We start from the raw sequence: 20,536 nt of genomic DNA on the forward strand, positions 1-20,536 counted from the left end.
CTTAATTTTATCGATCAATTTATATATCATCCGCCTCATATTATCTTGAGAGTGAACGTATGGCTTTAGAGATTCCTGATTCTTTGCTGAATCTAGAAGCGAATTGTGGTGTATTTGCCGTTTGGATGTTGTTACAGCATCATGGTACACATGTCGATATGAATGAATTGATTAAATTATGCCGACATGATCGTCAAGATGGTACATTTACCATTGCATTAGCGGTCGCTTTAAAGAAGATTGGATTTCACGTTTCTTTCCATACCGATCCTGACCCGAATATCGACCGAACCGAACGACAAAGTTATGCCGAAGCGAAAGCTTTACGTATCCCAATTGAGCCTGCGCTGAGCTACGCCCAAATTCAAGCTGCGATTGAAAATGGCAAAATGGCGATTGTGTACTATGACACATTAGATGAAGTGGGCAACCAATCTTTGGTGTATTCAATCGATGATCGGGAAATTTGTTTCTTTGACAATTTTGAACCAATGCCTGCATTGGTATTTGAACAGCAACGTAAAGCGGAAGGCATTTGCCGACAAGCGATTGTGATTGATGATCGAGATGCGAAACTTCAATCGACGATGCTGAACTGAATACATTGAACTTTGGCTTTATCTATTTTGTTAAGCTCTAGAATAGATAAAGTCATGCCGTTGAGTAGAGTTGAATATCAAGGGTGAAGTTGATTATCAATTATTGACTTGCCTATAAAGTATCGAAGAACTAAAAACAGAAGAAGGATGAATAAGATGAAATGGGGGTATGGTTTAGGGCTCTTGTGTCTGTGTGGTTGGGTCAATGCCAATGACAGCACGGGCTTTGTGGCAACAGGTGGTGTGCAATATCTGAAAAGCCCTAAAATCTCCATGCAAAGTGAAGATTTATTTGTGAGTAAAAAGCAGATTCGCGTGGATTATCAATTTAAGAACCTGACAGATCAAGATATTCAAGAAACGGTCTTATTTCCTTTACCTCGTGTCGGAAGTTCACGTGAAAGCGATTTTGCGAATACTGAACATTTGCTGCAAAGTTTTAAAATACAAGCCAATGGTAAAAGCATTCAACCACAGCAGCATGTACGGGCTTTTTTACCAACGCTGACCAAGCAAGGTGAAGTGAATTGGGAAGCTGATCCTATTGATGTCACCAGTGCTTTAAAGAAATGTGGTTTTACTGAACACGATTTGCTGTATCCGTGGAGTATGCAGCAAGATGTTGATTACAGTGGTCGGATGCTTGCCTGTAAAGAACCGCAAGTGCAGCAATTGTTAAAACCTTATCAAGCAGGTGATGAAATCTATTGGGAAGCGCAGGTTATTTATAGTTGGCAGCAAAATTTTAAAGCCAACAGTATTACGCGTATTCAGCATCAATATGCACCATTGGTCGGCGGTTCAGTGTCACTTTATCCAGAAGAAGATGAAAAAACTTACTGTATGGATAAGCACTTTAAAGCGGGACTCGCCAAAGCCAAGGCACAGCACGCGCCCTATCAAGCATTAAGTTATATTTTAACAACAGGGGCAAATTGGGCAAAACCGATAGCAGATTTTAAACTGACCGTAGAGCGAGATGCGGGGGAGTTGGTGTCATTTTGTTGGGACGGAGAAGTCAAAAAAATTAGCCCAACACGTTTTGAAATGAGGAAAAAGAATTTTCTACCAAAGCGAGATTTAGACCTTATTTTTGTTCATGTCCGTTCGTAAATAGAGGATATTAAAACAGAAACCCGTTTCAAAAAGAGTTTCTGTTTTTATTACTCAAGCTTAGCTAGCTTGTTGCGCTTTATTGTTCCATTCATCTGCTTTGGCTTCGTCAATTTCAACGCCTAAACCATGAGCATAAATACAAGCTAAGTCGCGCATGGCTTGTACTTCACCCAGCTCTGCGGCTTGTTGTACCAAGGCTACAGATTTTACAACATCTTTTTCGACCACATCGCCACGACGGTAGAAACCTGCAAGTTCTAAAATAGAAGCCGCATGTTTGACGCTACTGGCTTGCTTAAGCCAATGGTAGGCTTGTTCAAAATAATATTTTGCTTCTTCTGGATCTTCTTCTAGCAGTTCTTTTGCATAAACAGTATATCCTTCACCGAGCCAGTACATGGCTTCGACATGACCATTTGCAGCAGCTTTCAGTGCCCATTCTTCGGCAAGTTCAATGTGCTGTTCATCTTCACTTTCCATGTATAAAGTGGCAACCTCGAACTGTGCTGCTGCATTACCAGCAATTGCACGATTAATGAGTTCTGCTGAAATAGAAGGAAGTTGAGACATAGAAATTCCAAAGGCAGTCAATTAAAAAAGCCAATCCGAAGATTGGCCGAGTGATTATAGCCTAAAAGCTTTGGCGGAGTGCAGCATTAAAACCACAGTATCGTTGCACTCATGAGACTAAGCATACAAAGTGCAAGCGTAAAGGCTTTGATTTTCTGCTCAAAATAACTCAAAGATACACCCACAAATAACGCCGCAAAACTGAGGACACCTACCCAGAAACTGAGCATATTGCTGAGTTTTCCTGACAGGATACATATCACTAGACTGAAGGTGAGTAGTAGCCATCCTATGATTGTGGCGTAGCGCGTTTGTATGGTGTTGAGTTCATTGCCAAAAATCTGTTTTTGATGTTTCGACATCGAACTGGCTAAGGCAATAAAGGCTAAGCTACATAATGACCAAATCAATAAAAAGAACATCATGATGTTAGCTCCTGTGGTCGAGGAGTTGCTTTGGTTTTTTTGCCAGTTAAACCTTTATGATTTTTGACTTTGAGATAAGTCATGCCAAAGATGAATGCCAAAGCCCATGCCATGAGGTCGAAACTGGCAATCATCCATTGTCCTTCTGCAATACTGAGCCATAACGCATGACCACCTGTCAGTGCATTTAAAACAGGCAGCAAAGCAAACATGACGGTCGCGAATCCGAGTAATTCCAACCAAGCCTGACGATGGGTGCGGAAAATGGCATAAATGAGGCAACATAACCAAGTAATCAAGAAAATATTAATTTCCCAATTTAAACGTGTTTCGAGTTGTATTGGTAATAATCGGTTTGCATAAAAATAACCTGCACAAGCCAATGGTAAACCAATAATTGCCGTAATATTGGTGACTTCAACTAAGCGATAGCCAAAAGATTTATAACCTTGTTTTTGTTGTTGTGGCGCACGTTTAACACACCATAAAATAAGCCCTGTTGCGACCATTAAAGTGCCCAGAATCCCGGAACTGAATAATAACCAACGCAGGGTTAAATCTAGGCCACGTGCTTCATGTAAAACAGTCACGACATTATAAATACCCATTGGAACTGAAGTCCGATAAGGTGAATTTTGCTCTGTCGTGTTGATGCCAGTCATTCCATTAAAGGTAAACGTGGGCATAATATTTCGTGCAATGACACTTTCTGCATACAGTGCTTTAATTTCGACATTCGCCGCCGTAGTATTTGGGGCAATGATTTGAATTGAACCAATGGGATTGTTTTGCCACTGCGATGCTGCATAGTTCAACATTGGAGTCAGATCAGCCATTGGTGCCGCTTGAGGTTCTGCTTCCCTTTTATGATGTCCATGCTCACCGCGCTTTTGTTCACCCCGTCCAGAACCACGTAATTCTGATGAAGGCTTGGATAGTTGAGTATTGGTCTGTGGACGTAAATCTTTGAGAAATTCTTGACGATCTGAATAGACTTGATTAATTCCCCAAGGCATGAACATGAACATGAGCAGTAATAAACCGCTCAAGCTAATCATAATATGAAAGGGAAGTGCAAAGACTGCGGTTGCATTATGCGCATCTAACCAAGAACGTTGTCCCTTGCCCGAACGGAACGTAAAAAAGTCTTTGAAGATTTTTTTGTGAGTAATGATGCCGCTCACAATTGCAACCAGCATCAGCATGGTGGCTAATCCTACTAACCAACGAGCCCAAAGTCGTGGTAATCCGTACAGTTCAAAATGGAAACGATAGAGAAAACTGCCGCCACGTGTATCTCGTGCCTGTAAAACTTCTCCAGTTTGGCTGTCTAAACTAATACGTTCACCACCACGTCGAGCATGCGGATCTTCGCCTTGTTTACGCACCATAATTTCAGTGGTGGTTTGACGAGAGTTTGGCAGAGAAATCATCCAACTGCCTGCCTGAGGATGGTTCTTTTGCAGATAATTTAATGCAATTTGAGTTTGTTGGATTTGGGTATTATTGGCGACAGATTGATGCAGTTCTGGTTTCATCCATACGGTAATTTCATTCTGGAAAAAACTGAGCGTGCCCGTTACAAAAATGGCATATAGCAGCCAGCCTAAAATCAGACTTGCCCATGTGTGTAACCACGACATGGACTGACGAGGACCTTCAATTTTGTCATCTGGACGCATATCAAGCCCCTAAAAATTGCGAAGTTAGCCAAAGAACGAGGCATGGAATAAAAATGCCAAGGCTGGCTTTGATCGTTTTATGCACCATAAATACCCAAATAAATGCGGCGCAATGAATGCAAAAAGCCAATAGGGTTGCGGCGATTGCAGCAGTCGCTCGAGAGTCGATAAATGCTTTCGCAATAACAATTGCGGTCAGGGCTGAAAGTAGATAGCCACCGAAAATGGCTAAAACAAAACGATAAAACACCATGCAACGATATTTGAGCAAGGTCGAGTCTGTCTGCGATTTGGGTTTAATTTTGAGTGTGGGGGCTGCTATCAGCTGGTCTGGCGCACTTGAATTATTCATGAGAGAGCATCTGACGATAGAAGTTGATTAAATATTAATATAAATGATAACAATTATTATTTAATAAATAAATGTACTTTATTGAAATGTGGATGAAACATCAAAATACTTATTTTTACTGAAGTTTGATTCTCAGGTATGCAATGTCATTTTTAATTTGATGTTAGAAACCGTAGGGTATGCGAAGTAAGAGTGGTCACTTGTGTTTTAAGAAGTAATTATTCCACAATATATACACTCATAAATTTGAAAAAAGGGAACTCATGCTGAAATTAATTTACTACGTTCCAGAGAGTCACCTAGAGTCGACTAAACAAGCCATTTTTTCAGCAGGGGCTGGGGGAATTGGTCATTATGAGCACTGTGCATGGCAAGTTCTGGGTATGGGACAGTTTAAGCCTGTACAGGGGGCAGATCCATTCATTGGTGAGTTGAATCGTTTAGAACAAGTGCCTGAATGGCGAGTAGAAACGATTGTGCCAGAAGCTCATGCCAAAGCAGTGGCTCACGCGCTTAAAACCAGTCATCCTTATGAAGAACCAGCTTTTGAGTTTATTCAAATCTTAGATATTTAGCCCAAATAGCTTTTACAAACTGAAAATTAGATACACGGAAATGTCATCTGCAATTGTTTAAGACAGGACGAATTATGAAAAAAATGGTTCTGCGATGCATTGAAATGCAAACGGTATTAGCCGAGTTTTGCAGATCTTGCGCTGCTATAGTCGCACCTCAGGTTTTGCCTACTTTTCCCAAAAGAAAAGTAGGTCGAACCGAAGGTTATTCTATTAACTAGAATCTTATTGAAAAGATTCCATCTAGAAAAATCGTTAAACCTTCTGAATAAATAACTCACGATCAAAACGGTATTGTGGGAAAAATACACCGTCTTTCGCACGTTCGCCTGCTGCAATGACCATGACAGGATATTGCTGGTCATTTAGTTTTAAGATTTTTCGAACCATTGGCTCATCAAAACCTTCCATCATGCAGCTATCAAAACCATAGGCACGCAAAGCCAAAACCAGATTTTCACACGCCAACGCTGTGGTTTTACTTGCCCATAATTTAGCATCGGCAGAGTTAAAAGCAGTAACAGGCAATTGCTTATCAAATGTTCGTACCAATTTGAATGCGACTTTTTTGACGTTGCCTAACGCATTGAAATAGCCTGTTTTGTAGTTATAGGGAATGACGCGATAATATTTTTGTACCGCGGGTGGCGTTTCGGGGAACGGAAATTCACTGATGTTGCGTTTTGCCATATCATCCAAACGGTCCGTACGTGCAATACAGACAATCAGTTCAGCCGCGGTTTTTGCTGCCAATTGGTTTAGGCAGGCTTTTATCAATTGCTTTTTCTTGCTCGGGCTTTGTACGACATAAAAAGTCCACGGTTGTAAATTGGATGAGTTGGGCGCGAGCAGCGCTAAATCTAAACAGGCATCCAAAACGTCGCTAGGAATTGTGCGATCAGTAAATTTACGTACTGAACGGCGGCTTTCAATGACCTTACGGAAATTAGCAACATCAATATCTTGCGGGGCAGGCTCGTAGTAACGAGATTTACCTGATTCATCTGTAATGAAGTTAGGTTGGTTGGTATTTGTCATGAGATTTATAAATTTTAAATGTTGTCGTTTTAGAATATATCGGGTGTAGTGCCCCTGTTGTTGTATTTCAGTGAGCTAAAACAAAAGGGGCAAAATGCCCCTTTTGATACCCAATTAGTTAAATTGAGAAAAATCAGGTCTACGCTTTTGCATAAATGCAGCAACGGCTTCAGCCATTTCTGGTGAAGATACCCGTTTCATGAAAATCTCGGCTTCATGGTCAATACAGTCTACAATGCTGTTTAGATTATGTTTCATGAGTGCCTTGGTTTGACGTAAAGATGCCAAAGGTAGTGCAGCTAAAATTTGCGCTTGCTTGAGTGCAGCTGCATAAACATCTTCTTCAATACTGTTGACTAGACCCGCAGCAACGGCTTTTTCGCTGTTAAATTTTTGTGCAGTAAACAACAACTCAGCCGCTTTGTGGTAACCCGCTTGTTGAATCAGTAATTGGCTGGCTGCACCTTCAGGTGAAAGTCCAAGACTCACAAATGGAATTTGGAATAAAGCAGTTTGGTCGCTATACACAAGATCAGCATGAAGCAAAATAGTCACGCCAATACCAATCGCTACACCACGCACCGCAGCAATTAATGGTTTAGAGAAACGTGCTGCTGCTTTTAACACCACAAATGGCGGTGCATCGCCAGCTTTACCTTGTAATGGGGATTGAATGAATTGCATAAAGTCTTGCATGTCATTTCCCGCAGTGAAATCGGCATCTTCACCCCGTAAAATCACCACGCGTACATCTTTAGATTGATCCGCTTCATCAAGGGCTTGAGCAATCCATAAATATAATTCACCATACAATGCATTTTTTGCTTTTGGGCGGTTAATGGCTAAAGTCAAAATACCGTTGTCTAAATTTGCATTTAAATGTTCATGTGGTTGTTGAATACAACTGAGCGTCATCGTACTATCCTTGCTTTAAAATTTAGTTAAATTTTATGAGCCATTATGTCGTATCTTAAACAATAACGCTGCTACTGATGAGTTCATAAAAAAGTTCATTCTCTATGAAACATACATTTGATTATCTGGTATTTATTGGTCGTTTTCAGCCCTTTCATTTGGCACATATGCGAACCATTCAAATTGCATTGGAACTGAGCGACCATGTTATTTTGGCCTTAGGTTCGGCACAGATGGAACGGAATATTAAGAACCCATTTACCGCTCAAGAACGTGAACAGATGATTTTGTCGAATTTCTCTGCGGAAGATGCAGCGCGAATTCATTTTGTACATGTTGTTGATGTTTATAATGATAAAAAATGGGTGAATTTGGTCAAAAGCTTAGTGGCAACTCTAGTAAAACCTGAACATAAAGTGGGGTTGATTGGGCACTTTAAAGATGAATCGTCTTATTATTTAGAACTTTTTCCAGAATGGGAAATGGTTGAAATTGACAGTTTAGAAGGTGCGATGTCTGCAACACCGATGCGCGAAGCTTTTTATCGTGGTGAAATTTGGGAAGAGACTTTCCCGCAAGGCACGATTGCATTTTTACAAAACTTTATGCAAAGCGTGATCTATCAACAATTACAACACAAATACCAGACCCAAGACAAAACCAATCTTGAGTAAACTATATTTTCATCACCTCGTATGAGGGAATGGATATGCTACATCATGTTGAACCTTATGGAACTTCATTTCTATTTTGGTTTTCTAGGTGCGGTTATGTACTTGCCATACTTATGTCTATGCAATCTGTTCGGGCAAGTTTGTGGCATTTAACCCCCCATTCTGAAGTCAGTTTTCATATAGATACATTTGGCATGACTTTTATGAAAGGTCAGTTTGAAAAAGTCCAATCCAGCCTACAGTTTAATCCGCAACAACCTGAACAAGCCACAACCGAGGTGATACTTGATATCACCAGTATCGACTTAAATAAACCCTCATTCAAACAGATGGTTTTGGGCCCAGACCTATTTTATGTAGAAAAATATAAAACAGCGACATTTACCAGCACTCAATTTAAGGCACTTGGAGATCATCGGTATCAGATTCTCGGCAATTTGACTTTAAGAGGCGTGACTCATCCAATTTCGTTTAATGCCAAATTAGTTCCAAATTCGAATAATTCAGATCTGTTAGATGTCGAAGCGTATACCCTAATCCGCCGTAGCGATTTTGGCATGAAAAAAGCTTTCGGTGGTGTTGGTGAAAAAGTAAAGATTCAGGTGATTGGACAATGGAAAAAAAGCGACTGAATTAATTCAGAAGCTCCTGAGCTTTTTGGGTCAAGAGCTGTGTCAGTTGCTCAAGTTGGGCCGATTGTTGTTTCCAATGATGCCAATAGAGCGCTAAGTCGATGCTTAAATCTTCTGAAACTTCGATGAGTTTGCCCGACTGTAAATATGGATTTGCTTGATAGTCTGGAAGCCAGCTATAGCCTAAACCCATCACAGTTGCATCCACGAATGCAGTCGAACAGGGAATAAAAAAATGGGGGTATTGGGTTGGGTTAAGTCCAAATTTTTGCTGGATAAAGCCTGTATGCATGAAATCTTTTTCGTTGTAAATCAGGGCAGGGGCAAGACGTAAAGTCTCTCGATTTACCCCTTGTTTAAACCATTGTTGTTTAAATTGTGGTGTTGCAACAAAGCGATAATCCATTTTACCCAAATAGGCTGCGATACATCCTTTCATTGGCTTAGGTTCAGTGGTCAAGCACGCATTCACTAGCCCTGCTTCAAGTAAGTGATGTGTATGTGACTGATCATCAACTTGAAATTGCAGCACAATTTTGTTTTCAATCAAGTTTTGTTTGAGTAAGGGTAATAACCAAGTAGCAAGGGAGTCAGCATTGGTAGCAATATTGATTTGATAAAATGCAGATTCAGCGGATTTACCCGTTAAATTTTGCATTAAATTTTGTTCAAGCAATCTACTGTGCTGTAAATAGTGCAATAAAGATAGACCTGCCTGAGTAGGTCGGCAAGGACGCTCACGCACAATCAACAAATGCCCCAAGGATTTTTCTAAACTCTGTACACGCATGGTGACTGCCGAAGCCGTAATGCATAAGCGTTCGGCGGCCAAATCAAAACTGCCTGTTTCAGCGACAGCTAAAAATGCATCACATTGTTTACTATTTAGCATGGAAGGGCTCAGTTTTATTCATGAATAAGCTATGGCTATAATCTAAGATAAATTGAGTTAAATTGATATTTTTTTAGTTTTATTTAGTTAAATAAAAAATGATTGATAATGCGATGGAGCAAAAATAGAGTTGAAAAAGTCATGTTACAAACGTATTTACAGGGCATCGCGATTGGTTTTAGTCTGATTGTGGCGATTGGGGCGCAAAATGCTTTTGTTTTAAAACAGGGCTTAAAACAACAATCTGTATTTTGGGTCTGCTTTGTTTGTGCGCTGTCCGATTCAATTTTAATTTTATTAGGAATCACAGGTTTTTCTGTGGTGCTTCAGCATTACCCGTCAGTACTCGGAATGGCAAAGTGGGCAGGGGCATTATTTTTATTTTGGTATGGCTTTCAACATTTGCGTGCTGCTTTCAAATCAAATCAGGGGCTGCATGCAGCGCAGCAAAATGAGACCAATTTAGGTCAGATCTTGTTGGTATGTTTAGCATTAACTTGGCTAAACCCACATGTTTATTTGGATACCGTAGTGCTCATTGGTTCCATCTCAACACAATTTGAACAGAGTAAACTCTATTTTGCGCTGGGAACGATGACCGCATCATGGTTATTCTTTTTCAGTTTAGGATATGGGGCACGACTATTAACCCCAGTTTTTGAAAATCCTAAAGCATGGAGAGTTTTGGATGGTTTAATTGCTTTGATTATGTGGGGTATTGCGCTGTCTTTAATTTTAAGTACTTAATGATAAAAGCCGCTGAGTTGAGTAATCATTACAGCGGCTCTATTGATTAAGCTTGTAAAGCTTTTAAATCAGCAAGAACTTGTTCTGCATGTCCCGCAGCTTTGACTTTACGATATTCTTTTACGAGTTTGCCTTGATGGAAAATGAACGTAGAGCGTTCAATGCCCATGACTTGTTTGCCATACATATTCTTTTCTTTAATTACATCGAAGTGTTTGCACAGAACTTCTTCTTTATCACTGATTAAATTAATGGTTAACGCCTGTTTTTCGGTAAAGTTCTGATGGGCTTTAACCGAATCGCGTGAAACACCAATGATCGTAGTTTTCAGTGCATCAAACTGGTCTTTTAAACATGAAAAACCAACGGCCTGTGTGGTACAACCTGGTGTTGAATCTTTCGGGTAGAAATAAACAATTAACCATTCACTAGGCACTTCAGTTAAGTTGATTTCGCCTGTAGTGGTAGGGAAAGTTTGATTTGGAAGTTGAATTGTCTCTGTCATGGTTCATCCTTCAATCTGGTGTTGTTCTAGTTCAAGGGGTAAAAAGGCGTAATTTTCGTGATAGAGAATATCACCTTTCATAATGTTGAGTGCATGTTTAAAAATAGGGCCATTAATCACTGTCGTGTGAAACTCACCCGCTTCTCCGCAAGGGTCAATCCCTCTGGCTACAAGCTCTTGTATATAGTCCAGTGTCAGAATTTGTCCCAGATCTTCAATTTTCATGCCTAAGTTCAGATTGACCGTCACAATAATGCTTTGAAATCCTAGTGAAATAGATTCCTGCACAATGTCTAAACGTGGACGTTGCCAAAGTGGCATACATAAACCGAGCTGACTTTTATCGCAAACAGATTGGTTCCATTCTGCGTGTGCCATTAAGTCAATATCGCCTGTAACCAACGTTTCTGCGCCTAAGATTTGGGCTTTTTGTAGCAGTTGAATAAAATGACTTTCATAATCTTGCCAAGTGGCGGAAGCTGTAAAAATGGGTAATCCAATCGCATTGGCTTGAGCATGAATAATGTCCAAGGACATACCGTGCGAACGAGATTTCAAGCCTTGCTCTTCAAGCATCACTATTAGTGCAACGGCTTCACCCATTTGCATGGCTTGATAGAGGGCGAGGCTGCTGTCTTTACCGCCACTATAGGACGCAACAAATTTTTGACCTTGAGCGTTTGTATTCCATTCATTGCACATAGTTTCAAGTTCTATCAATTTTGTGACATAGAAAAAGCCTGCATAAAGCAGGCTTCATTCAAGTTAGGCGAATTATTTTTTCGCTTGTGCGTTTTTCATTGCAGTTTCAGTTAATGACTTTAATTTTGTCGTTAACTGAGGACCAAAGCAAGCTTGTAAGTCTTTATTCTGCTTTTGAACAAAGGCCAAGGTGCTTGGGCTTTTCTTTTGGTTAATTGCGCTTTGAATTTCCCATTTTTGAGCATTGGTTAATTTACCATCTGCTTCAACTGCACAAGTACAGTATTTGCTTACTTCAGCGCTAGATAATTTATTACCTTTAGCTGTTTCTTCTTTACAAACATTAATTAACGCAGCTTTTACATTGGTGCTTTTATAGGCTTCTTGTAATTTGTTTGACTCAGCAGCATGTGAAGCTGTTGCGAACAATGCAGCTGCAGAAACCAATGTAGAAAGAATAATGTTTGATTTTAAATTTTTCATAAACTGTACCCTGTAATTACGGTATGTAACGTGTTGGGTCTGCTACGCCTGCATCTTCAAAGCCTTGTTTGCGTAAGCGGCAGCTGTCGCATTTACCACAAGCACGTCCTTGGTCATCTGCTTGGTAGCAAGACACCGTTTGACTATAGTCTACGCCATGTTCTATACCTAAGCGAATGATATTTGCTTTGGATAAATGTAACAGAGGTGTTTCAAATTTAAGAGGTTTTCCTTCAACACCCACCTTGGTTGCCAAGCGTGCCATGTTGGCAAAAGCTTCAATATATTCTGGTCGACAGTCAGGATAACCTGAATAATCAACAGCATTGATACCAATCACAATGGCTTCTGCACCAAAAACTTCTGCTGCTGCTAAAGCATAAGATAAGAAAATGGTGTTACGTGCTGGAACATAAGTTACAGGAATACCCTCTTGGAGTTGTTCTGGTACATCAATGCTATGGTCTGTTAAAGCAGAACCACCTAAGTTACCTAAATCAATATTAATAATACGATGTTCAACACCAACACGTTGTGTTAGGGCTTTTGCAGCATCTAACTCTGTGGTAGAGCGTTGACCATACATAAAACTAATAGCCATACATTCATAACGTGCTTGCGCCCAAGCTAAACAAGTAGTTGAGTCTAAGCCGCCTGATAACAAGACTATGGCACGAGGGCGCATATGCAAATCTCCAAAATATTTAAAAGCAATTAACGACCAGTTTCATCGTTCCATAACAATTTATGTAACTGTAATTGGAAGCGAACAGGGAGATGGTCTTCTAAAATCCATTGCGCTAAATCACGCGCAAGTTGTGGTAAGCGCACAGCACCTTTTTCTACAGCAAAAGCAGGGGAGAACCAAACGGTACTGACTTTATCTTGTAGTTGGTATTGTGCAACCTGTAGTTTTGACCACTCATAATCTTCACGGTTGCAAATCACGAACTTAATCTGATCATGTTGAGTAAGATGATCTAGATTGCTGAGCAAATTACGTTGTTCTTCACCCGAAGTTGGAGTTTTAAGGTCTAAAACTTTAGAAATACGAGGGTCAACTTTAGACACATCTAAAGCACCACTGGTTTCTAAAGATACTTCACAGCCCAGATCTGCTAGACGTTGCATTAACGGTAAGGCATTCGGCTGTGCGAGGGGTTCACCACCTGTCACGCAGACATACGGAGTTTTAAAATCGAGTGTGGTTTGAATAATTTGATCAAGCGATTGGCGTTCACCACCTTCAAAAGAGTAAGTGGTATCACAATAGGTACAGCGTAGTGGACAACCTGTTAAACGGATAAATACCGTTGGCAGTCCTGCTGTATTGGCTTCACCTTGTAATGAATAGAAAATCTCCGTGATGCGTAAGCCCGCAGCCGGATCAGAAACAGGAATAGCTGAAGATCGGAGAGTATTCATAGCACAAGATAACCACAAGATAGAAAAATAAAAATCTCTACGACCATACCTGACCGTAGAGACCGAAAAGCAGTTTGAAAAATTAGTCTTCGCGTAATAATTCGTTCAAGCTTGTTTTAGCACGAGTTTTCGCGTCAACTTTTTTCACGATAATTGCAGCGTATAAGCTGTAAGTACCGCATTTAGAAGGAAGGCTACCAGAAACAACCACAGAACCTGCTGGTACGCGGCCGTAGTGGATTTCACCAGTTTCACGGTCATAAATCTTGGTTGATTGACCAATGAATACGCCCATTGAAATGACAGAACCCTCTTCAACAATTACACCTTCAACGATTTCAGAACGTGCACCGATGAAGCAGTTGTCTTCAATAATGGTTGGGTTTGCTTGTAATGGTTCGAGTACGCCACCGATACCTACGCCACCAGACAAGTGAACGTTTTTACCAATTTGTGCACATGAACCTACAGTTGCCCATGTATCAACCATTGTGCCTTCATCTACATAAGCACCAATGTTGACATAAGACGGCATCAACACCACATTTTTTGCTTGGAAGCTGCCTTTACGTGCAACAGCTGGTGGTACAACACGTACGCCCGCAGCTTTGAATTGTTCTTCAGTCCAACCAGAGAATTTAGTGTCAACTTTGTCGTAGAAACGAAGATCACAAGACTCAATTGGCTTGTTGTCGTTTAATTTGAACGATAACAACACTGCTTTTTTAAGCCATTGGTGAACAACCCATTCGCCGTCGATTTTTTCAGCTACGCGTAATGAGCCATTATCTAAACCTGCAATCGCTTGTTCTACAGCGTCACGAATTTCAGCAGAACAGTCTGCTGCTGTGAAATTAGCACGGTCTTCAAAGGCTTGTTCGATAATTGTCGAAAGCTGAGACATGATCTTCCTTCCAAAAAAATTTTGAAGATTTTACACTATATTTGCCCAAAAATAGATGAAAAATCGTCTTAGCATCGGAATTAATAATTAAGGTAGTTCAGTAAAAACCTATGTTAAATTGTATAAGTTGTTAAACAAATAAGTGTTTGCAAACTATATTTTATGAAATATGTATCAAAAGTTAACAAAAACTAAGCAAATCGTTCATAAAAAGCACCGATGTTCTGGTCTAGCATGAGTTCATCAAAACAACTTCACGATTAAAAGTTTAATCTTCTGAGGAGACCAGCAATGAAAAAATTAAGTTTAATTGCAATTGCAACAACAATGACCGCTTTTGCAGGGACTGCAATGGCAGAAGAACCTGTAATTAATGATGGTCGTGTTTCTAATCAGCTTATTCCTACTTCTGTGCGTGCTGAAGCAGGAACGACTGGATACGGTGGCGCAGTCACTTGGACCGCGAACCCTTATGTGGGCGTAACCTTAGGTTACAATGGTGGTGATGTTTCTTGGTCAGATGACTTGTCTGTTGATGGCGTAAAATACGACATGGACATGAAGAATAACCTTACATATTTAAATGCTGAAGTACGTCCTTGGGGCACAAGTTCGAACATGTGGGCAAATTCACTCTATATGGCAGCAGGTGTAGGTTATGTCGATAGTGAATATACGCTCAAATCTAAAGCAGGTAGCGGTAATATCGAGATTGATGGGACTCCAACCAGTTTTGAGTCTGTGACAGGTAAAGTTAGCTATAACAATGACATTGCACCTTACTTAGGTCTTGGTTTTGCACCTAAAATCAATGACAAGATTGGTGTGTTTGGTGAGGTAGGTGCTTACTACACAGGTAATCCACAAGCTAAACTGACAGGTGTCGGTGGTACAGCAGCGGATCAGGCGTTATTGGCTGAACACGAACGTAATGTCGAAAATGACGATAAATATGAGTGGATGCCAGTGGCGAAACTCGGTGTAAGTTATCACTTCTAAGAGATAATCTTATTCTAGAAAAACGGGCTAAATGCCCGTTTTTTATACATTCATACAATATCAGCTAAAAGTGATGTCCGATTTTTCCACCAAATACCCATGCATTATTTTGATTCACTGAATATAAAGTAGCAAGTTTGGTGTTCTCTCCCGCATGCGCTACAGTTTTGGCTTTGTTAAAGCGTAAATACTGTGTTCCTAAAGCAAAGAAGGACTGAGGTTGCCAGTAATAGAGGGCGCCTAGACCAACTCCATAGTAACCGTCGACAGGACTTAAGGTCGAAGCTGTATTACCGTTCCCTGAGTCCCAGCTCATATCAAGAGTAGAGACCCAGCGCGAACTGAATTGATGCGCAATGCCAATTTTCCCAGACCATTGATCTTCTTGATATTGAATCATGTTAAAGGAAGCAATTTCAGGGGCATATTGCGCTGCACTTTCAATAATGGCGGCAAACTGAGTCGGCTGAATGATGTAGTCACTCCAATTGACCCAGCGCAGCGAAGCATACAGCAGACTTTGGGGGGAAAGTCCTGTTTGGAAATCCAGATTGACTGAAGCGGGTGTTTCTATTGTAGTTTTATTTGCTGTCGTCAAGTGAATAGGTTGGTTCTGAATTGATTCATTTACATGCACTTGATGTTTAATTGCCGAGCGATAGGTTAGGCTACTGCGTAATGCGTATTCAGGAATTTGATAACTTAGACCTGCAAGCCAACCTAGGGCATGATCCTTTTCAAACTCTGCGCGGTATCCATTTAAAAAATAGAAACTTTGTCCGAACACATCTAAGTTGCCTTCAAAGCTTTGTATAGCGAGACCTGCATAAATTTGCCACGAAGGATTAGGCTGATAGCCAAATAGGCTAGTTATATTGTGACTGTCAAAATTGATATTTGTGGCTTCAATCTCAATGGGTCCAATCACGGTATCAGGGCGATAATGGTATTGAATATCGACACCAAAGGGTTGATCAAAGATGAGACCGAATGAAACTTTCGGGTGAGGCTGAAATTTTAAAGCTGCCTGTACAAAATTACGGTCTTCCACAAAGTTTCCGGAGGAAAAGTCAGTGACCCCAATTTCAGCCAATTCAGCTTGATTTTGGACTTGACCTGAAATATCTGCATTTAAACGGGCGAAGGTTAATTCGGCATAATTGCCTTTTTCAAAAAAAGGCCAAATAGATTGACCAGACAACTCCATGCCACCCGCTTGCAATGTGGGGGGAATAAAAATAACTATAGATGTAAATGTTCGGATCACCCACATATTAAAATACTCTGAATTATTATAAAAAGAGGTTTTGTTTTGGTGTGCGAGTGATTGTTATTGTGTGGAATTCTACAGAGTGAAGCAAGAGGTTTATGTCATTCACATTTTTGTGAATAGCACATTTGAGCATTGTGGCGTTTAGTTGAATAACATGGAGGTAATACAGTGCATTACCTCCATGTTGATTGTTATTCTTCAGGATATGCGACTTTTTTCAAAGCTTTAATATCAGTTTCTGGTGAGCAAAGTGAAATAAACTCATAACCATAACCACGCAGTAAATGTCCTTTACGTACTGCAAGCCACGTGGTGTTTACACCAAAAATATCAGTTTGAATTTGCTTTAAGCGATAATCACGCTCAGCGTCGTAAGCAACATTATTGACAATACCAACGCCCATACCGAGTTCAACATAGGTTTTGATGACATCGGCATCCAGTGCAGACATGACAATATCGACATCGATATGGGCATCTTCAAATGCTTTATCAATTTTAGAACGACCCGTGAAACCACCGTGATAAGTAATTAATGGGTAATGTGCTAAATCAGCCAATTCAATATTTTCTTTTTGTGCTAGCTCATGTTGTTGTGGGGTAATAATGCAGTGCTGCCAGTTATAAAATGGCACACTGGCCAAATTATCTTCAGTGGTCAAAGATTCTGTAGCAATACCGATATCTGCTTCGCCTTGTAACAACATTTCCGTAATTTCAACAGGGCTGGCTTGTTGCAAAATAAGGTGAACTTTAGGAAATTCTTTTTTAAATAAGTTCACAATTGGCGGCAGGACATAACGCGCTTGGGTGTGCGTAGTAGCAATGGTCAAAGTCCCTTCATCTACTTTATTAAAATCGTCGGCTAAACGTTTAATATTATCGGCATCGACCAACATCCGCTCCACAATACCGAGTAAGGCTTGTCCTGGTTCTGTTAATCCCAGTAGACGTTTACCCTTACGAATGAATAATTGAACCCCTAATTCATCTTCTAAGTCTTTAATATGTTTACTTACCCCAGATTGAGAGGTATATAAGGCAGCAGATGCTTCGGTCAAGTTGAAGTTCTGTCGCACTGTTTCTCGAATAATTCTGAGTTGTTGGAAATTCATTTCTCTATACCTTAAAGCGGATGAGGTGTTGATGCCTCACCTCTATGTCTCTATGCGACTTGATTTTCGAATAAGTGTAATGCAGTTGCACGCAACCAAACAGTTTGATTTGGTCTAAATTGGTGTAATTTTGACTCTTCTGGGCTGAGTGTGATTTCAATCAGGTTGCCCTGACGGTCTTGTAACTCGGCCAAGACTTTGCCTGCAATCCAAATTTCACGTAAGAATGTGGCTTGAATCGCATTGTCTTGGGGGTGTGTATGAATGCGTAATTCATTTGGACGTGCAAAGACAATGACATTGCCATGTGGCACATGTTGAGCAGCATCTAACTGAATACGGTCTTCACCCAGTTGAATAATGCCTTGATGATTGTGACCTTCAAATCGGTTGGCTTGACCTAAAAAGTCAAAGACAAACGGTGTAGCTGGTTTTTCATAGACTTCACGAGGCGAACCAATCTGTTCGACATTACCTTTGTTCATTACCACAATTTGATCGGCAACTTCTAGCGCCTCTTCCTGATCGTGCGTCACGAAAATTGAAGTAATGTGCAATTCGTCATGTAAGGTACGTAACCAACGACGTAGTTCTTTACGTACTTTGGCATCGAGTGCACCAAAAGGTTCATCCAGCAACAATACTCGTGGCTCAACCGCTAAGGCACGGGCCAAGGCAATACGTTGACGTTGTCCACCTGAAAGTTGAGCAGGATAGCGGTCTGATAAGAAACCAAGCTGAACCAAATCTAGTAAACGGGTAACACGTTTTTTAATTTCTGCTTCCGAAGGGCGTGTTGCACGCGGACGAACACGTAAACCAAAGGCAATATTGTCAAAAACGGTCATATGACGGAATAGGGCATAGTGTTGGAATACAAAGCCAACTTGACGCTCTCGGACATGTACATCAGTGGCATCTTGACCTTCTAAAATCACCTGTCCACCATCTGCCGATTCTAAACCCGCAATAATACGGAGTAGGGTGGTTTTACCGCAACCTGAAGGACCAAGCAAAGCCACTAATTGACCTTCAGGGAAATCTAAAGAAATATTTTTAAGTGCATGGAATGCACCGAAGTTTTTTTCAATATTTTTAACTTGAATACTCATGGCTTCATTCCTATTTAAATACTTGAACTATGGTTTTGTTTTTCCTGACGATATTCGACCCAAGTTTTTAAAATTAAGGTCACAATTGCCAGTAAAGCCAGTAAGGAGGACACTGCAAAAGCCGCGCTAAAGGTGTACTCGTTATAAAGAATTTCAACATGCAAGGGTAAGGTGTTAGTTTCTCCACGAATATGTCCAGAAACCACAGATACCGCACCAAATTCACCCATTGCTCGTGCATTACACAGAATTACACCGTAAATCAGACCCCATTTAATGTTTGGCAGGGTGACTTTCCAGAAGGTTTGCCAACCTGTAGCACCGAGAACCATAGCAGCTTCTTCTTCCTCAGTACCTTGTGCTTCCATAAGCGGAATAAGCTCACGTGCCACAAAAGGAACGGTAATAAAGACAGTTGCAAGTACAATCGCTGGGACTGCATACAGAATTTTGATGTCATGGTCGAGTAACCAATTCCCTATCCAACCTTGCGTACCAAAAATGAGCGCCAGCATTAAACCTGCAATAACGGGTGAAACAGAAAATGGCAGATCAATTAAGGTGGTTAAAATAGATTTTCCACGGAAATTAAACTTAGCGACCGACCATGCTGCCGCTACGCCAAACACTACATTTAATGGAACTGCAATTGCCGCTGTAAGTAAGGTAAGTTTGACCGCAGACAAAGTGTCTGGATCGACCAGAGCCTGAATATAAACTGCAATCCCTTGCTTAAAGGCTTCTACAAAAACCAGAATAAGCGGAAGAATTAAACAGCTTAAGAAAAAAATTAAGGCAATGCTCAGTAAAGTGTAACGGACCCAAACAGGTTCACGAGTGGCGTCACGAGACTGTAGGCGTTCAGCAAAGGCATTGCTGTTGGTAACTAAGCTCATATTGCATTTCTCCCTGTACGACGACTTGCCCATGCTTGTAATAAGTTAATTAAAAAGAGTAGTGCAAATGAAATTAACAGCATGACCACAGCAATGGTGGTTGCACCAGCATAATCATATTCTTCCAAACGAGAGATAATCATGAGGGGTGCAATTTCAGTTTTGAACGGTTGATTACCAGCAATAAAAATGACAGAGCCATATTCGCCAACACCACGTGCAAATGCCAAAGCAAAACCTGTGAGTAGCGCAGGGAATAAAATGGGTAAAATAATTTTAGTCACAATTTGCAGACGATTCGCGCCTAATGCAGATGCTGCCTCTTCGAGTTCTGTTTCTAGGTCACTTAATACAGGTTGAACAGTACGAACTACAAAAGGAATGCCAATAAAAATAAGCGCAAGCGTAATCCCGATAGGGGTATATGCCACTTGAATACCTAAAGGATCGAGATATTGTCCAACCCAACCTGTAGGTGCATAAAGTGAAGTTAACGCGATACCAGCCACCGCAGTGGGTAAGGCAAAAGGCAAATCGACCAAGGCATCGACAATGCGTTTACCTGGAAAACGATAACGAACCAAGCACCATGCCAGTAATAAGCCAAAAACAACATTAATGATCGCTGCTAAGAGTGCAGTAGTAAAGCTGAGTTGCAAGGCTTTTAAGATACGTTCAGAACTTAAAATTTCCCATAAGCCAGACCAACCAATATCTAGAGATCGAATAAAAACTGCTGAAAGTGGAATCAGTACAATTAAAGATAAATAGGCGAGGGTAAAACCTAGCGAAAGTCCAAACCCTGGCAGCACTCGGGATCGCTGCGACATGACAATTCCTCAAAATGTGAGAATACTGATCAAATAAAATCAGTAAAATAATCAGTAAATTAAATTATGCAGACC

At 40.6% G+C, this 20,536-nt stretch carries 25 protein-coding genes; 7 read left to right on the forward strand and 18 right to left on the reverse strand.

Going from position 1 to position 20,536, the window contains the following annotated elements; translation table 11 throughout:
* Nucleotides 1-59: 59 nt before the first annotated feature.
* Together C3F34_RS12425 and C3F34_RS12430 are read left to right on the forward strand one after the other, a co-directional pair.
* Complete coding sequence (locus tag C3F34_RS12425; protein ID WP_104441719.1) at nucleotides 60-599, forward strand: cysteine peptidase family C39 domain-containing protein; 540 nt, start codon at nucleotides 60-62, stop codon at nucleotides 597-599.
* Nucleotides 600-755: 156 nt separating this feature from the next.
* Nucleotides 756-1,712: a DUF4424 family protein gene (locus tag C3F34_RS12430; RefSeq protein ID WP_104441720.1), complete on the forward strand. Its 957-nt coding sequence runs from the start codon at nucleotides 756-758 to the stop codon at nucleotides 1,710-1,712.
* Between the two features lie 60 nt (nucleotides 1,713-1,772).
* Here the strand turns inward: C3F34_RS12430 and C3F34_RS12435 are convergent, their stop codons facing one another.
* The 4 genes from C3F34_RS12435 to C3F34_RS12450 all read right to left on the reverse strand — a co-directional run bounded on the left by C3F34_RS12435 (nucleotide 1,773) and on the right by C3F34_RS12450 (nucleotide 4,744).
* Nucleotides 1,773-2,285 (reverse strand): tetratricopeptide repeat protein, encoded by a 513-nt coding sequence (locus tag C3F34_RS12435; RefSeq protein WP_104441721.1) that lies wholly within the window; start codon nucleotides 2,283-2,285, stop codon nucleotides 1,773-1,775.
* 86 nt (nucleotides 2,286-2,371) lie between these two features.
* Nucleotides 2,372-2,710 (reverse strand): DUF3325 domain-containing protein, encoded by a 339-nt coding sequence (locus tag C3F34_RS12440; RefSeq protein ID WP_104441722.1) that lies wholly within the window; start codon nucleotides 2,708-2,710, stop codon nucleotides 2,372-2,374.
* Nucleotides 2,707-4,392 (reverse strand): PepSY-associated TM helix domain-containing protein, encoded by a 1,686-nt coding sequence (locus C3F34_RS12445; protein WP_044739950.1) that lies wholly within the window; start codon nucleotides 4,390-4,392, stop codon nucleotides 2,707-2,709. Before C3F34_RS12445 ends, C3F34_RS12440 begins: the two co-directional genes overlap by 4 nt.
* Nucleotide 4,393: 1 nt before the next feature.
* Nucleotides 4,394-4,744, reverse strand: coding sequence for a hypothetical protein (locus tag C3F34_RS12450; protein WP_044739951.1), 351 nt, complete (start codon nucleotides 4,742-4,744; stop codon nucleotides 4,394-4,396).
* Nucleotides 4,745-5,007: 263 nt separating this feature from the next.
* Here C3F34_RS12450 and C3F34_RS12455 point away from each other — a divergent pair, with 263 nt between their 5' ends.
* Nucleotides 5,008-5,319: an NGG1p interacting factor 3 protein, NIF3 gene (locus C3F34_RS12455; protein WP_044739952.1), complete on the forward strand. Its 312-nt coding sequence runs from the start codon at nucleotides 5,008-5,010 to the stop codon at nucleotides 5,317-5,319.
* A gap of 255 nt (nucleotides 5,320-5,574) precedes the next feature.
* On the opposite strand, the gene C3F34_RS12460 is transcribed toward C3F34_RS12455, so the two are convergent.
* Together C3F34_RS12460 and C3F34_RS12465 are read right to left on the reverse strand one after the other, a co-directional pair.
* Complete coding sequence (locus C3F34_RS12460) at nucleotides 5,575-6,357, reverse strand: nitroreductase family protein (protein WP_104441723.1); 783 nt, start codon at nucleotides 6,355-6,357, stop codon at nucleotides 5,575-5,577.
* 114 nt (nucleotides 6,358-6,471) lie between these two features.
* The gene (locus tag C3F34_RS12465) at nucleotides 6,472-7,272 is read right to left on the reverse strand and encodes an enoyl-CoA hydratase (protein WP_104441724.1); all 801 of its coding nucleotides are present in this window, start codon (nucleotides 7,270-7,272) and stop codon (nucleotides 6,472-6,474) included.
* 104 nt (nucleotides 7,273-7,376) lie between these two features.
* Between C3F34_RS12465 and C3F34_RS12470 the strand changes: the two genes are divergently transcribed.
* Complete coding sequence (locus C3F34_RS12470) at nucleotides 7,377-7,946, forward strand: nicotinate-nicotinamide nucleotide adenylyltransferase (protein WP_104441725.1); 570 nt, start codon at nucleotides 7,377-7,379, stop codon at nucleotides 7,944-7,946.
* A 113-nt stretch (nucleotides 7,947-8,059) separates the two neighbouring features.
* On the forward strand, nucleotides 8,060-8,578 hold the full coding sequence (locus C3F34_RS12475; protein WP_228155295.1) for a YceI family protein: 519 nt from the start codon (nucleotides 8,060-8,062) through the stop codon (nucleotides 8,576-8,578).
* Between the two features lies 1 nt (nucleotide 8,579).
* On the opposite strand, the gene C3F34_RS12480 is transcribed toward C3F34_RS12475, so the two are convergent.
* Nucleotides 8,580-9,470 (reverse strand): LysR family transcriptional regulator ArgP, encoded by an 891-nt coding sequence (locus C3F34_RS12480; RefSeq protein ID WP_104441727.1) that lies wholly within the window; start codon nucleotides 9,468-9,470, stop codon nucleotides 8,580-8,582.
* Between the two features lie 141 nt (nucleotides 9,471-9,611).
* Here C3F34_RS12480 and C3F34_RS12485 point away from each other — a divergent pair, with 141 nt between their 5' ends.
* Nucleotides 9,612-10,217 carry a LysE/ArgO family amino acid transporter gene (locus tag C3F34_RS12485; RefSeq protein WP_104441728.1) on the forward strand — a complete coding sequence of 202 codons (606 nt, stop codon included), beginning with the start codon at nucleotides 9,612-9,614 and terminating at the stop codon, nucleotides 10,215-10,217.
* Nucleotides 10,218-10,263: 46 nt separating this feature from the next.
* On the opposite strand, the gene C3F34_RS12490 is transcribed toward C3F34_RS12485, so the two are convergent.
* The 6 genes from C3F34_RS12490 to dapD all read right to left on the reverse strand — a co-directional run bounded on the left by C3F34_RS12490 (nucleotide 10,264) and on the right by dapD (nucleotide 14,236).
* Nucleotides 10,264-10,722, reverse strand: coding sequence for a peroxiredoxin (locus tag C3F34_RS12490; protein ID WP_104441729.1), 459 nt, complete (start codon nucleotides 10,720-10,722; stop codon nucleotides 10,264-10,266).
* Nucleotides 10,723-10,725: 3 nt separating this feature from the next.
* Nucleotides 10,726-11,424 carry a diphthine--ammonia ligase gene (locus C3F34_RS12495; RefSeq protein ID WP_104441730.1) on the reverse strand — a complete coding sequence of 233 codons (699 nt, stop codon included), beginning with the start codon at nucleotides 11,422-11,424 and terminating at the stop codon, nucleotides 10,726-10,728.
* A 72-nt stretch (nucleotides 11,425-11,496) separates the two neighbouring features.
* The gene (locus C3F34_RS12500; RefSeq protein WP_104441731.1) at nucleotides 11,497-11,907 is read right to left on the reverse strand and encodes a hypothetical protein; all 411 of its coding nucleotides are present in this window, start codon (nucleotides 11,905-11,907) and stop codon (nucleotides 11,497-11,499) included.
* Nucleotides 11,908-11,923: 16 nt separating this feature from the next.
* Nucleotides 11,924-12,592: a 7-cyano-7-deazaguanine synthase QueC gene (queC, locus tag C3F34_RS12505; RefSeq protein ID WP_044739960.1), complete on the reverse strand. Its 669-nt coding sequence runs from the start codon at nucleotides 12,590-12,592 to the stop codon at nucleotides 11,924-11,926.
* Between the two features lie 29 nt (nucleotides 12,593-12,621).
* Nucleotides 12,622-13,332: a 7-carboxy-7-deazaguanine synthase QueE gene (gene queE, locus C3F34_RS12510; RefSeq protein WP_044739961.1), complete on the reverse strand. Its 711-nt coding sequence runs from the start codon at nucleotides 13,330-13,332 to the stop codon at nucleotides 12,622-12,624.
* Between the two features lie 82 nt (nucleotides 13,333-13,414).
* Entirely contained in the window at nucleotides 13,415-14,236 is an 822-nt protein-coding gene (dapD, locus tag C3F34_RS12515) for a 2,3,4,5-tetrahydropyridine-2,6-dicarboxylate N-succinyltransferase (protein WP_016166858.1), read from the reverse strand.
* 291 nt (nucleotides 14,237-14,527) lie between these two features.
* Here dapD and carO point away from each other — a divergent pair, with 291 nt between their 5' ends.
* Entirely contained in the window at nucleotides 14,528-15,235 is a 708-nt protein-coding gene (gene carO / locus C3F34_RS12520) for an ornithine uptake porin CarO (RefSeq protein ID WP_044739962.1), read from the forward strand.
* 64 nt (nucleotides 15,236-15,299) lie between these two features.
* Here carO and C3F34_RS12525 read toward each other — a convergent pair whose 3' ends face one another.
* From C3F34_RS12525 to cysT, 5 genes are all read right to left on the reverse strand, one after another.
* Nucleotides 15,300-16,508: an OmpP1/FadL family transporter gene (locus tag C3F34_RS12525; protein WP_158654357.1), complete on the reverse strand. Its 1,209-nt coding sequence runs from the start codon at nucleotides 16,506-16,508 to the stop codon at nucleotides 15,300-15,302.
* A gap of 191 nt (nucleotides 16,509-16,699) precedes the next feature.
* The gene (locus tag C3F34_RS12530) at nucleotides 16,700-17,623 is read right to left on the reverse strand and encodes a CysB family HTH-type transcriptional regulator (protein ID WP_016166855.1); all 924 of its coding nucleotides are present in this window, start codon (nucleotides 17,621-17,623) and stop codon (nucleotides 16,700-16,702) included.
* Between the two features lie 50 nt (nucleotides 17,624-17,673).
* On the reverse strand, nucleotides 17,674-18,735 hold the full coding sequence (locus tag C3F34_RS12535) for a sulfate/molybdate ABC transporter ATP-binding protein (protein ID WP_044739964.1): 1,062 nt from the start codon (nucleotides 18,733-18,735) through the stop codon (nucleotides 17,674-17,676).
* 14 nt (nucleotides 18,736-18,749) lie between these two features.
* Nucleotides 18,750-19,631, reverse strand: coding sequence for a sulfate ABC transporter permease subunit CysW (cysW, locus tag C3F34_RS12540; protein ID WP_044739965.1), 882 nt, complete (start codon nucleotides 19,629-19,631; stop codon nucleotides 18,750-18,752).
* A complete protein-coding gene (cysT, locus tag C3F34_RS12545; RefSeq protein ID WP_016166852.1) occupies nucleotides 19,628-20,461 on the reverse strand; it encodes a sulfate ABC transporter permease subunit CysT in 834 nt (277 codons plus the stop codon). Before cysT ends, cysW begins: the two co-directional genes overlap by 4 nt.
* Between the last annotated feature and the right edge of the window lie 75 nt (nucleotides 20,462-20,536).

The organism is Acinetobacter sp. ACNIH2, from assembly GCF_002934965.1.
Lineage (GTDB): Bacteria > Pseudomonadota > Gammaproteobacteria > Pseudomonadales > Moraxellaceae > Acinetobacter > Acinetobacter tandoii.